This is a genomic window from Paenibacillus sp. QJM3NY_38 (genome assembly GCF_056173265.1).
The window spans coordinates 32,287-44,945 of sequence record NZ_JBWBUJ010000003.1 but is presented as its reverse complement, the minus strand read 5'-3'; the positions used below and the strand labels follow the sequence as shown (position 1 = coordinate 44,945).

At 41.2% G+C, this 12,659-nt stretch carries 10 protein-coding genes and 3 pseudogenes; 7 read left to right on the top strand and 6 right to left on the bottom strand.

The features are described 5' to 3' along the window. Positions 1-60: 60 nt before the first annotated feature. A pseudogene (locus AC0VZ8_RS35135) lies at positions 61-273 on the bottom strand (IS3 family transposase); the annotation flags it as partial. Positions 274-752: 479 nt separating this feature from the next. Between AC0VZ8_RS35135 and AC0VZ8_RS35130 the strand changes: the two are divergent. Together AC0VZ8_RS35130 and AC0VZ8_RS35125 are read left to right on the top strand one after the other, a co-directional pair. Next, positions 753-1,154: a tyrosine-type recombinase/integrase gene (locus AC0VZ8_RS35130; protein WP_475488006.1), complete on the top strand. Its 402-nt coding sequence runs from the start codon at positions 753-755 to the stop codon at positions 1,152-1,154. Positions 1,155-1,537: 383 nt separating this feature from the next. Beyond that, positions 1,538-1,702: pseudogene (locus AC0VZ8_RS35125) on the top strand (ROK family protein); the annotation flags it as partial. 148 nt (positions 1,703-1,850) lie between these two features. On the opposite strand, the gene AC0VZ8_RS35120 reads toward AC0VZ8_RS35125, so the two are convergent. Then, positions 1,851-2,153, bottom strand: a complete 303-nt coding sequence (locus AC0VZ8_RS35120) for a collagen-like protein (RefSeq protein ID WP_274360078.1) — start codon at positions 2,151-2,153, stop codon at positions 1,851-1,853. 1,212 nt (positions 2,154-3,365) lie between these two features. Here AC0VZ8_RS35120 and AC0VZ8_RS35115 point away from each other — a divergent pair. Together AC0VZ8_RS35115 and AC0VZ8_RS35110 are read left to right on the top strand one after the other, a co-directional pair. Next, the gene (locus tag AC0VZ8_RS35115; RefSeq protein ID WP_103111000.1) at positions 3,366-4,061 is read left to right on the top strand and encodes a glycosyltransferase; all 696 of its coding nucleotides are present in this window, start codon (positions 3,366-3,368) and stop codon (positions 4,059-4,061) included. Then, a pseudogene (locus tag AC0VZ8_RS35110) lies at positions 4,052-5,704 on the top strand (Tn3 family transposase); the annotation flags it as partial. The gene AC0VZ8_RS35115 and the pseudogene AC0VZ8_RS35110, both read left to right, overlap by 10 nt. Positions 5,705-7,102: 1,398 nt before the next feature. Here AC0VZ8_RS35110 and AC0VZ8_RS35105 read toward each other — a convergent pair. Both AC0VZ8_RS35105 and AC0VZ8_RS35100 read right to left on the bottom strand, forming a co-directional pair. Next, on the bottom strand, positions 7,103-7,834 hold the full coding sequence (locus AC0VZ8_RS35105) for a tyrosine-type recombinase/integrase (RefSeq protein WP_052512302.1): 732 nt from the start codon (positions 7,832-7,834) through the stop codon (positions 7,103-7,105). 493 nt (positions 7,835-8,327) lie between these two features. Next, complete coding sequence (locus AC0VZ8_RS35100) at positions 8,328-9,188, bottom strand: DUF421 domain-containing protein (RefSeq protein ID WP_090728097.1); 861 nt, start codon at positions 9,186-9,188, stop codon at positions 8,328-8,330. A 210-nt stretch (positions 9,189-9,398) separates the two neighbouring features. Between AC0VZ8_RS35100 and AC0VZ8_RS35095 the strand changes: the two genes are divergently transcribed. The 3 genes from AC0VZ8_RS35095 (at position 9,399) to AC0VZ8_RS35085 (ending at position 10,676) form a co-directional block, all read left to right on the top strand. Beyond that, the gene (locus AC0VZ8_RS35095) at positions 9,399-9,605 is read left to right on the top strand and encodes a DUF1657 domain-containing protein (RefSeq protein ID WP_007781230.1); all 207 of its coding nucleotides are present in this window, start codon (positions 9,399-9,401) and stop codon (positions 9,603-9,605) included. A 529-nt stretch (positions 9,606-10,134) separates the two neighbouring features. Next, positions 10,135-10,335 (top strand): phospholipase D-like domain-containing protein, encoded by a 201-nt coding sequence (locus AC0VZ8_RS35090; protein WP_274360061.1) that lies wholly within the window; start codon positions 10,135-10,137, stop codon positions 10,333-10,335. A gap of 86 nt (positions 10,336-10,421) precedes the next feature. Then, on the top strand, positions 10,422-10,676 hold the full coding sequence (locus AC0VZ8_RS35085; RefSeq protein WP_371264636.1) for a DUF421 domain-containing protein: 255 nt from the start codon (positions 10,422-10,424) through the stop codon (positions 10,674-10,676). Between the two features lie 216 nt (positions 10,677-10,892). Here the strand turns inward: AC0VZ8_RS35085 and AC0VZ8_RS35080 are convergent, their stop codons facing one another. Next, positions 10,893-11,936, bottom strand: coding sequence for a YkvI family membrane protein (locus AC0VZ8_RS35080; protein WP_475488005.1), 1,044 nt, complete (start codon positions 11,934-11,936; stop codon positions 10,893-10,895). A 221-nt stretch (positions 11,937-12,157) separates the two neighbouring features. Then, a complete protein-coding gene (locus AC0VZ8_RS35075) occupies positions 12,158-12,658 on the bottom strand; it encodes a CBO0543 family protein (protein WP_285080841.1) in 501 nt (166 codons plus the stop codon). Position 12,659 lies beyond the last annotated feature (1 nt).

The following is a 12,659-nucleotide window of genomic DNA, read 5'->3' as shown; positions in this document are numbered from 1 at the left end:
CTCTGCGTGATAGTTGGCTTCTTTCATTGATATCCAGAAGGGTGGATTGTCAACAGTAAATTAGACAGCTTTTTTAAGGGCTTCTTGGCGATACTGAACAGGTGTCAGGTATCCCAACGTTCCATGAATCCGATGTTTGTTAAACCAGTTAACGTAATCGTATAATTCCAATTCCAGATGGCGAAGGCTCTGGAAGCTCATCTGGTGGATGAACTCAGTTTTCATGAATTTGTAGGTCGCTTCGGCCACGGCATTGTCATACGGACAGCCTTTCATGCCGATTATATTATCTTTTTTGATTGGCTGATTGCTTTACCACAGTTCAAAAAAGAATAGAAATTGAATTATCCACGCTAGAAACATTAACGATACGTGAAACAGAAAGCTTTTTGTCTTTTTTGGAGTATCAACTTGGGAATAATAAGCTAACAATCAACCGTAAGCTTTCTTCTCTTAAGTCCTCATTTGATTACTTACAGAATAAAGCCGAAACAATTGATTTAAAGAAAAAGAAAGTCAGGAAACGATCGCGAATCGTATGGAAGGAAAAATACTGAGAGAAAATGATTTTGAAGCTTTTAGAGTGTTTGTAGCATACGATTATGGCGAATTAAACAAAACAAACAAACGTATCATGCATTTCCATCAGTTTAATCGTGAACGAGATACGGCAATAATTTCATTAATCTTAGGAGAGGACTTAGATTATCAGAAGTTTCCGGAATCAATCTTGAGGATTTAGATCTGACGAAATCGTCTGTAAGAGTAACTCGAAAAGGGGGAAAAGAGCATTTAGCAGCCAAACATCCCTAGATATTGAGAATTACCTGCAGGTAAGGGAAACAAGATATACCCCAGAAAAAAATGAAAAATATTTGTTTATTGCAGCACCTGTAGGACGCAAAGGTAAAAATAGACGTTTAACACAACGTTCTATTGAAAAACTTATTGAGAAATATGCAACAGCCTTTGGAAAGCCGGCTTTGACGGTTCATTCTTTGAGGCATTCATTTGCCACACGTTATCATATTGAGAATATTGATGTCCCAAAATTAAAAAATCAATTAGGACATTCTTCAATACAAACTACAATGATTTATACGCACTTAACAGATGATCAAATGAAAAACGCTGTAAACAACATGGATAAATAATTTGGAGGGAGTGACACAAAGTTGCCTACCAAGTTACAAATTTGCTCCGTTAATTAAAGACAAAGGGCATAAATGCATGAAAGTAGGGTACTTTGTGTCATTTTGGTAGGGAACTTTGTGTCAATGTACAACGCTAAGTTCTTGCCCTTTAACGGAACAAGTTCTTGTCCTCCGACAAAAGGGGATCTTATAAAAAACAGAACGAAAATTGTCGAGGGACAAAAACATGTTCCCATTGACGATTAGATGTCTATCTAATCGGTTGGTTCATTAAGCTAACGGGCAGCACATTTCGAATGGAAAAGAATTATTCGGAAAAATTTCTGATGGAGAACTAGCCATAATTTCTTTGTTGCAAAACGCCGGAGCTTGAAGTATCTAGAGGAATTGCAACGCTGATTCATATTTTCGATCCTCCTGCAGTGATCGTTGGTGGCGGTATTATGGAGCAAGAATGGCTTGTACGTAGGATAGGCAATTGTACCCAAAAACTTCTACTGGATAGTTTTAAACATACGCAGATCATTCCAGCTAAGCCTGGGCAATAAAGCAGGGCTGATTGGAGCAACCTCTCTGTTTCATCGCAATATATAATGAAGGCCCCTTGATGATTGAGTAGCTAACGGATATCTATTCTTATAAGATAAATGTAAATTACCCTGTATGCGGATTGATCCGCATACAGGGTAATTAATTCTAGAAACAGCTAAACGTGCTGATTTGCTGCAGATCAATGCCGCTGTATAGCCAGAAGAAGCCATTCCAGCGGAAGCCAGCCACCGAATTTCTGCCGACAAATACCGGGAACATCCAGAAGCCGGGACCACGATTCGGCCAAATATATGTGTAGCGAAACAGACAGCCGGATATGGCTCTTGGATCTACCGCAAATAACGAAGCGGGTTGCTGTGGAATGAATGATGGTGGCGGCCCGGTAGGTGCCTGCATGCCTTGTGGTCCGCCGCCTCCACCCCCGGGGAACGATGGAGGACCAGGCATTCCACTGGCTCCTCCGGGACCCCCAGGTCCGCCAAACCCTCCGCCAGGTCCAAAAGGAGGTAAAAAATGTCATATAACATCACTCCTGTTCATTAGTGTATTGTATGTAGGCAATTGAGCAGGGGAATGGGTGTGAGCCCATAGAAGGCCGCTAATTTGGTCAAAATCCTGTCAAGTAGACAGTACAAAAAAGACACGATCAAGCTGCGACCGTTTATCCTTGGGCGCGCGGAGTAATGAAAGTGGCGCATATTAATTTTGAATGGGAGTGTTGTATTCATTTGTCGGATTACAATGAAGAGCCCTCGAAGCTTTCCAGAAGGATTCCTTCAAGGGGAACACAGGTTGTGAAACCACATAAATAGGGGTTCCTGAATTTGTGGATCCTCTAAAAATCTCACAACGCACTGAAGAAGGAATAGAAGACAAATTGGCTACCGAAATGCGATAGGCGCCATTGAATTGGGTGCGGATAAATTCCAACAAGGGCTAAAAGGGAATTGAACGGAAACGGTTCCTTTAAACTGAACACGAGGGTTTGTCTCAGCACCGGCAGTCATTAGACCTATCTGTCCGAATAACTGAGGCCTGCAAATGAATAGAATGGGCACCAAAATAGAGTTAGCCAAACTAGCATTTTGTGATGTTCGAGCATCCAAAAAAAAGTATTCATGATATGCTCACTTCCTCATGAATAGATATAGCATAGGATAATATATGTAATACCGGACGCAATGCATGGATGAAGTGGCTATGAAACTCAAAAAAGGCAATTGTCAGGTAGCGATTAGGTTAGCCATTATATTATTTTATATTTACAACGAAACAGCGTATTTTGGGATGTCTCCAAGGAATATATGACCTCGCATCCTGGAAGCGATTACATCCTTGTTGGTACTTTAGAGCGAACTGATGTTGACTCGAGTCGTCCTGTGGTCAGGGCAACAATGTAACCGTTATTATCAAAAAATCTTCCATTCGTTAATAATGCTCAGGGTAACTTCAAAGGATTTTGCAAAAACGGCTTCCTTCCAGGCCTCACCTATTCTTGTTAAATGGAGGTGATTTTTCATGCTCAGTCAGAGAATTGTATTTCATTCGAAATACTATAAAACGCCTGTTTTGTCTTCTTGGGTGTATTCCAGTAACGATATGAATTAACACCCCATACTATAAGGAGTGAGATTCATAACCTTATTGGAGGGGAAATTCATGAAGAAGCCAACTCTTCGATTGCTTATGATCATAGATAAATTGGAAGTGGGAGGAACAGAGACATATGTGTCCGCTGTTGTCGAAGAGATGGGAAAAAGAGGGGTCTCCATTTATGTAGCAGGTAATCGGGGGAGTTTGTTGTCCAAGTTCAGGGCGCTTGGTTGTCCAATATTTACGAAAATAAACGACCGGCAAAGATTGGAGCAATGGATTATCAAGCATAAGATCAACGTCATTAATGCTCACCATGAATCTACCGGAATAATCGGTAGCGCCCTCAGCAGAAAGCTGAGAATCCCTTTTGTCTACACCATACATGGGACATACTATCCTCGGGCACTGATCACGAAAATAATGAAGAGGTGTTATAGTCGTCACGCGGTTATTAGCGTTAGCTGGCCGGTTAAAAAGTGGCTGGAAGAGAAAAATATCCAATCTGTATTAATTCCAAATGGAATTAATACGCAGCATTTTAGATACAACAGAAACCAGCAGTTGCTCACACAATTAAACATTGCCAGTAAGTCGAAAGTGCTATTGTATGTCAGCCGAATAGAGGATGAAAAAGCAGAGATATGTAAAAGTTTTTTAAGAGCTGCACAGCGCTGTATGGATTCCTCCCCAAACATGCATGTCGTAGTGGTTGGTGGTGGACCAGGGTTGAATAGTGTCAAGAAACTAGCAGCCCGGTAGATTTTATTCCTAAACGTTGGAAGAAGCATGTTTATGGTGATGATGGAATAATTAACCGACACTATTATGAGATGGCTGCACTAACAGAGTTGAAAAATCATATTCGTTCAGGCGACATATCCGTAGTCGGTAGTAGACTTCATAAAGATTTTGAAGAGTATCTTGTTCCTAAAGAAGATTGGAAAACAACTCGTCTTACGGAAACTAAACTAGCCGTTCGTTCATCGGCAGATGAATATCTTGAGGAAAGAAGAAAGTCACTAGCTCAACGCCTTACATGGGTTTCAAATAATCTTGATTCTCTAGAAGGAGTAAATATCGAAAAGGCTAAGATCCGATTGGACCGTTTGGAGAAGAATACACCCGAAGAAGCGAGAGCTTTTAGCCTGTCTTTATATAATATGTTGCCAAGAATAAAGCTCACTGATCTTTTAATGGAGGTAGCACACTGGACAGGATTTGACGAAATGTTGATACATGCCTCAACCAATCGCCCACCAAAGGGAGAGGAAAAAGTAGTTCTCATGGCTGCTCTCATGGCGATGGGAACTAACATAGGACTTACTAAAATGGCAGAAGCGACACCAGGAGTTACCTATCATCAAATGGCTAATGCAGCGCAATGGCGTTTATTCGATGATGCTATAAGTCGTGCACAAGCGACATTAGTGAATTTTCAACATAAGCTTAAACTAGCTTCCTATTGGGGAGATGGAAGTACCTCTTCCTCTGATGGAATGCGCGTACAGGTTGGTGTTTCATCGTTACATGCCGATTCCAATCCACACTATGGGTCTGGAAAAGGAGCAACCATTTATCGATTTACTAGTGATCAATTTTCAAGTTTTTATACGAAAGTCATTAATACCAATGCTCGTGATGCTGTACACGTTATTGATGGATTACTTCATCATGAGACAGATTTAAACATTGAAGAGCATTTTACAGACACAGCTGGCTACGCCGACTCAGTATTTGGATTGAGTCATTTACTAGGATTTCGTTTTGCACCAAGGCTACGTGATTTAGCTGACTCTAAGCTATTCACGATCCAAACGCCAAATGAATTCCCAAAATTAGAAAATATACTCCGTGGTCGTATTAATACAAAAATTATTCAAGAGAATTTCGATGACGTATTACGTGTAGCTCATTCTATTCGAGAAGGAAAAGTGTCCGGTTCACTTATGATGGGGAAATTAGGGTCGTATGCGAGACAAAATAAACTTGCAACTACTTTGCGAGAAATGGGGAGAATCGAAAAGACCATTTTTATTTTGGATTACATATCTAACGAAACACTACGCCGTCGAATTCAACGAGGACTAAATAAAGGAGAAGCGATGAATGGGTTAGCGAGAGCCTTATTCTTTGGAAAACGAGGTGAGTTGCGGGAACGAGGAATACAAGACCAGCTACAACGTGCAAGTGCTTTAAACATTCTAATTAATGCCATTAGTGTATGGAATACCGTTTATCTTACAGAAGCAACAAAACTATTGAAGGAAAAAGGGAATTTGAGAGAAGACTTACTTAAACATATTTCTCCATTAGGATGGGAACACATTAATTTTCTTGGTGAATACAACTTTGATGCAAGAAAAGTAACAAGTTTACATTCCCTACACCCTCTTCTTCAATAATATTAAAGGCCGATGATTCCTTAGCGTAGGAATCATCGGCCTTTTTACCTCGGAATTTCTCTTGGCGTATGTTTTCCGCGTTTTGTTGGTAGGACCCCTACATGATGGGGTTTGTGGAGTGGAGTGAAACGGAACGGAGCAATCCCCATGATGTATGAGCATTGCCCCAGAGTCTTTAGCTTCCCTGCTAGGCCCGTTAAGAATCCCAATGGAACCCGGATGCTTTTTCCGGGGTCGCTTGGGATTTAGGGCCGATGAACCGGGGGATTAAACACCTGTTTTCTTCACTTGTTTAGGTTTGATGTGTACGTATTTTTCTCCTGGTACTTTCTGCAGCAGATAAAATGTACACAGAAACTATCACGGCCGCGGATCTGAAGCCGATAATATGTGTACAGGACTGAATCTCTCACATAATGGGTATAATATTACTAGAAGGGAGCGTGAAGATATGGCAACAGTATTTACTATAGCCATTTTGTCTTTTGTAGCGTGGCTTCATGCGGTAATCCTGCGGATCAGCACGAGCAAAGAGGAATATAACAAATACGTTTTCATATCCGCAATACTTATGTATCTATCCTGCAACTATATCCAAGCACAAACTTTTCAACATAAGACTATATTCAACTTAGCATTTATCGCTTATTCTTTAGTATCAATTCCAATCCATATATGGCTCCTATCAGCATGGACGAAATCGAAACGGAAACCTACACATTAAATTGTGATGAAACAGAAAACCTTTTGCCGCACCTGCGGCACAACTACTATAGAGACGCACAATATAAGCAAACGTAAACGTAAACATATACGTGTACATTGTTGATTCCATTACAAAAGGCCACCTGCATATGCAAGTGGCCTTTGTTTTACCCGTTAACGCCGTGATTAAATGGTGTTATTGTTGGATTGGAAGGCGGTGAAGAAACCGGAATCACAATACTAAGAAATGTCATCAGCATAAATGTAGCTACTAATGCTTTTTTCATGATGCACCTCCTGTAAGATATTTTGGTACTTTATTTGTTGCTCTGTGGTAGCTAGGTTACGGACGTTTTCAAACATCCCTATAGTTGTAATAAATTCCCTGTATAAGTCCATTGTAACCGCTATTTGCATATAATCAAGGATATAATTAATTGCGATATCGTACCGTCGCTGATTCAAATTGTATGCTGCAAGTTGATTCAGCAATTTTACGTAATATACACGATTTCCAAGGTCTTCAAGCTCAGAAAAAGTGTCTGTCTAATGACACAAACATCACCTTAAAGCCCAAATTCGGATGGATTTTTGACACAAACATCTCCTTACAAAGTTCTGAATGGAAATACTCTCAGTGACACAAACATCTCCTTTTATGCCGCTTGTGACACAAACATGCCATGATCCAATTTAGGTTAATTCCAAAGGGTTTGATGTCACGATTTTTCGCATTTTCTCTATATTCACTTTTGTATAAATCGTGGCTGTTTTGGGGTCCGCGTGGCCCAATAGATCAGCAATTGCCAACAAATCAGCTCCCTCACCGTCGTTATATAGAACGGTTGCACAAGTATGGCGCAGCTTATGAGGCGTTACTTTATAATTATTTGCTCGAACACCGGCATCTTTTGCAATTTCCTCGATGATTAATCCCACAGCTCTTCTTGTTAGCCGCTGCCCTCGTTTTTCCGAAATAAACAACGCTGGTTCATCAATTCTATTGCGTTTTTGTAGGATCATTTGCCGAACTGGCTTATAATTCTCCAGGGCCCGAATTATTTTCGGTGTCAACACGAGTTTTCTTTCCTTGTTCCCTTTACCAATGACTGCGAGCGATCCATCATCTTCATTGAAATGCTTGAGATCGATACTTACGAGTTCAGAAACCCGTAGTCCGAGCAATAAAAACAGCGTAGTGATTAATGAGTCTCTTTCTTTAAATTTGCGCTTCGCGGCGTATTGTTCAAATGTCATGGCATCCTGTAGAGAAAGGCTTTTAGGAAGCCGTTCACCGAGTTTCGGGTTCTCTATATACTGGGAAACATCATATCGAAGGTATTGTTGTTTAACAGCCCATTTAAAAAACTGTCTTATTGAGGAAATGATGCGTGCTCTCGTCGTGGCTGCAAAAACGGTGCCCAATTTTGGATGCCTTTTATTCGTATTCGTTGTGGAAAGTTTACCTCGAAGAATTTTTATCTATCAGCACTGATCGGACCTCGTTCCAACTCGATAATTGTACTTATACAACCTCCACGGTATATATACTAATGGTGGGGTACAGTCCCCTCCTTGTATTTAGAGCAAATAGGCTGCCTGACTTACTTTTTCTGGTAGCCTATTTGTCTCGTCCTGGTGATCATTCATGGATCGCAATTTGCCATCTAACCTCTCTTGCACGAGTACTCCCGAGTAATTCTTTTTATCCTGCCAAACTTGCCCTACGATCGATTGTAATGCCGAGTGTTCAGGGAATTCTTCTGCGGGGGTTACTGAGACCAGCTTAACTTGGAGGTTCCTCGAACTCTAGCCTTGGAAACCGACTTCTGATCTACGAAAGAGCCGATCCACCACGCGCTATTATTTGCCATGAACATCCTCCTCGATTTTCAGCTGACGTATAATTGGCGAATTGTTAACGAATCAGCAATGGTTTAACTTCATCAATAATCTTTTCTAACGCTTTTGAACATTGCTCGTACATCTGCTTTGTATTTTGTTCTTTGGTAGATAAGCCAAACATTTCGAGATCCGCTTCACACTTTTTCAATGTTGCAAGCAACGCGGCTTTTTTCTGGGGTTTCGGTACTTTGATCTGATCATCAAATAAATCAACGTATAGCTGGCCATAGGAATCCACCTGTCCAAGAAATACGTTATCAATCGAAACACCTAATTTCTCCAGTTCCGTATCCAGCCATTTCCTGTTTAGACCTATCGTGGCAAGCGGTTCGTCCATTATTTTTCCATCCATAATGACCGATTGAGGTTCTTGTTCCGGCCCGACATTTATTCCCAGGTGTTTAGGCGTTAACGGTTGATTTTCCTTGGTTAAAAGAACGCTAACGTTACCGCTTGACTCCATGATGGCGAATTCAACATCGGCAGCTTTGAACACATTCTTAGTTCGAAGCTGTTCCATAAGTTCATCCGTGGTAATCCTTTCTTTTTTTAGGTTATCCTCCATGATCTTGCCGTCCTTAATGAGCACTGTTGCTTTGCCGTCGAATAGGTCTCTTGCCGTTTTGCTTTTCAGCTGTAGAAATTCAATCCCTAAAGAAACAACGGTCCAAACCGTCATCGAAACCAAGCCCAGATACCAAGTGGACTCCAGATCCAACGAAACGTAAGCTGCAAGGTTGCCGATCGTGATTCCGGTGATATACTCAAACAATGAAAGCTCTGATACCTGTCGTTTACCCAATATCTTCGTTAGGACAAAAAGAACCCCCATAGACAATAACGTTCGCAAAGCAATTTCTACCCAATCCGGCATAATATCACCATTCCTTTCCAATCACATTTAATCGACAAAAGTTAATATGTCCCTATTCCATTATTTTCACACATTTCCATTTGAAAATTTTTCTAACGTAGCTTTTGTTGCGAGACGGAAATATTAATTTCGGTATTGGGAGAATGTAAGCATCTATTCCTATTACCCCTGAAACATTATCCTATCCTAAGGTAAAGGAGGTGACATTCCGTGACAGTTGCTTCTCAAGTGAAAACGTGCGTAGCATCTTTAAAAAGTGCTCAGGCGAGTCTGGAACAATTTGCTTTGGAAACACAAAATCAAGAAGCAAAATCGCTCTTTACGAATGCGGCCCAACAAACCCAACAAATCGTGCAGCAAGTAGAAAGCCGCGTACAACAGTTGGAAAATGAAGAGCCTCAATATAAGGGGTTTTAAGAAAAACAGACAAACCATGAATATTGAGGACATGGCTTGTCTGTTTTCATCGGTGAACAGATTAGAAAAGAGATCAAACCCTACAAGTTGAGTAGGGTTTGATCTCTTTTCGCCACTATTCTATTGTTTAGACAGCTAACCTTGGATAAACCTAAACACTGCCGCCCCCATCGCCACTGCTAAAGCTGACAGTATCCAAGTTCCCCCTAGGCCCAACGCACGCCCATGGCTACGGCCGCCAAATGATGAAGGTTGGAATTGAATGCCGATCTTTTTTCCCCATTCGCTTCCCTTGGGCGCTGTCCTATTGGAGTTGCCGAAATCATTGTAAGATTGTTGTATTCGATGGTCAGGAAGCTTTTACTGGAGGCATCAATATCGGGGATGAATATACCGGATTAAAGTCGAATGTCGGCTTTGACGCGACACCCATATTCGAATAGTGGGTTAACCTTCAAACGAACTGCAAGCAGTCTTCGACGCCCATTGGAATATCGCGCCTTACTTTGTGCCAGATGCAGACATTATTATGGCGATTAAAGCAGCTTTGGTTCGCGGTGTCCGAGTGCGCTTAGTTACCCGCCACGTGGTATCGATCATCGTTGGAGCTGCAAGTCGGACCTACTATGGAGAACTTTTGGAAGCCGGGGTTCATATCTACCTCTACAATAAAGGCGTGTTGCATGCGAAGTTAATGATCATTGACGGAGAAATTGTCCTCAAATTTTGATTTAAGAAGCTACCGTCTGAATTATGAAGTGTGCGAAGTTGTGTACAGTTCTGAAGTAGCACGAAAACTGGCGGAACAATTCGAGCATGATCTTGCGGACTCCATTCCCTTACGGATGGAAGTCCCGCCTCAACGCACGCATTTGCAGCGGATTCTCGATCAAACGGCGTGCTTGCTTTCACCAATCATTTGATGAAAGAGGAAATGAAAAGTTGTTTCTTCAATTCTCAATTGAGTTCTTGCTAGGTTTTGTAGGATTGTCCATCATTACAAAGATGTTAGGGAAAAACCAATTTAGTCAAGTAACACCGTTTGACTTCATTTCAGCTATTTTTAGGTGAAGTCGTTGGAAATACTCTATATGACATGCAACTGTCTACCCTATGCTGTATTCTTTATTCTTATGGAGGTCATTTATGTTAGCTATTAAGACGGCAGGCCAAAAGTTTTGGAAATAAGAAGTTGGATCGATGGAACCCTGTGCCTTAATTCCGATAGTAGCATAATTACCCAATAGTTGGATTTCGTGCCGAATCAACTTATAAAAATATGGAGACTTAGTCCCTGGGCATCCGTTGAACTGCTAAAAAAATAAGAAGTATCAAACCCATATACCCAAATAGCGGATAAAGATAAGTAAGTAAGGAGGTGAAACCGGCTTGACTAATCAAAAAACTAGCAAGTAATATGCCAAGAACCAACCAACTTTTAGGAAGATTATAAAGACTTTGGATTTGACGAGAAATTCCGAATACATTGCCTATCAATGTGGTGAATATTTCTCCATAGATTACGAGCAAAAACAATACATGAAAATACCGCCCGAAATCTCGAATAATCTCGGCCATCGGAATATCGTATTGAAGAATCTCGGGCATCTTTGAGCTCATTGCAAAATGGCTGACAAGAAGCATAAAACCAAGACCAATGCCTCCCCAAAACCCTCCCCATTTTAATGCGCTTTCGTCATCCACCTCACTCCCCAGAGGAACCATAACGGCTAGAATAAAAGCAAAATTCAATCCTGCATACACAAACGGACTCACGAACCACTTCAAATTGTACAGTTGTTGGTTCTGCCAACCGACTATATCAAAAATATTGTCTATTCTGACAACCTTTACGACAAGGAGAATAGTGAAAAAAAGCATCATGGGAACAACTAACGAGTTTACGAACATAATTCCGCTGATTTCCTTCGTCATCACCAGATAACATAAAACGATGCTGATGATAATACCCAGTTGATAGGGTAGACGGAGTTGTTCTTCGAAAATGGTACCGGTTCCTGAAAGCATCACGGCCGTTACCCCAAATAGAATAATTAAAGTCAAGGCATTTGCGACTTTGCCGAAAATCTTGCCAAACAGATAAACATTAAACTCCTGATATGAAAATGCTTTGATATGGTGAGCTAGAATCATCATTTTAGTGCCGATCCACACAAAAAGAAAGGTGCTGCATAAAATGCCTAATACCCCATAGGCTCCGTATACCGTGAAAAACTGCATAATCAACTGTCCTGAAGCAAATCCGGCTCCCACCACGGTTCCCGAATATGTTGCGGCGATTTGTATTATCATACTTGTATTTTTCTTCATATTTCACCCATGTCCTGGTATAGTATAGAATCATTAAATTCTATGCTTAAAAAAAATGCTTATTCCAAAAGGAACTCGTTGTCAGCCGTTATGACGAGAATCGATAGTGGTCCGGTAGATCATCAATTAACAAACTTGAGTCTTTAACAATGACATGGTAAATATGCAGCTCATGAATCTGGGCATGATTTTTGGAATCGGTAAACTTATGGTTTTGGCCTTTATTTATCTACCGAGGATGAATCTGTGCAATCAACGCCCCGCTTGGCGATGCTCGAAGCCAGCAGATATAGCCCCACATAGATAGGAAAAGAATAGGTATGTTTCCAGTGAACGGGGTGGTATAAATCGGCCATTTGTGAGACCGGCTCGGCCACAAAAGCGGAAAATCCCCCAAATAGGAGAGCTTTGAACAACGGATGTATGCCAGACTTGTACTGGAGTAAGAACATCACCGTGACGGGAAGAAGTGAAAAATTCCATGGAAAATTGGCCGGCATGATCGGTATGACCTCCCAGTGATAATGCCAAAGTCCCATGGCAATCCCAAGCTGGTCCAGCCACGACGACACGATAATCATCATAAACCCGGATAGGAGAAACTGTCCCGTAGCTCTCTTATCCCGAAATCCGATCCAAAATAGCCAGGGGCATATCGATAAACCTACTCCCAACCACCATTGTCGCGTAAATAGTACGTGAGTGCGCCAAATGTCAGTCATG

Bases quoted from the DNA above. Each gene is read 5' to 3' on its own strand.
- AC0VZ8_RS35120 (WP_274360078.1), bottom strand. From the start codon at position 2,153: ATGCCTGGTCCTCCATCGTTCCCCGGGGGTGGAGGCGGCGGACCACAA.
- AC0VZ8_RS35115 (WP_103111000.1), top strand. From the start codon at position 3,366: ATGAAGAAGCCAACTCTTCGATTGCTTATGATCATAGATAAATTGGAA.
- AC0VZ8_RS35100 (WP_090728097.1), bottom strand. From the start codon at position 9,188: ATGCCGGATTGGGTAGAAATTGCTTTGCGAACGTTATTGTCTATGGGG.
- AC0VZ8_RS35090 (WP_274360061.1), top strand. From the start codon at position 10,135: ATGGCGATTAAAGCAGCTTTGGTTCGCGGTGTCCGAGTGCGCTTAGTT.
- AC0VZ8_RS35085 (WP_371264636.1), top strand. From the start codon at position 10,422: ATGATCTTGCGGACTCCATTCCCTTACGGATGGAAGTCCCGCCTCAAC.
- AC0VZ8_RS35080 (WP_475488005.1), bottom strand. From the start codon at position 11,936: ATGAAGAAAAATACAAGTATGATAATACAAATCGCCGCAACATATTCG.
- AC0VZ8_RS35075 (WP_285080841.1), bottom strand. From the start codon at position 12,658: ATGACTGACATTTGGCGCACTCACGTACTATTTACGCGACAATGGTGG.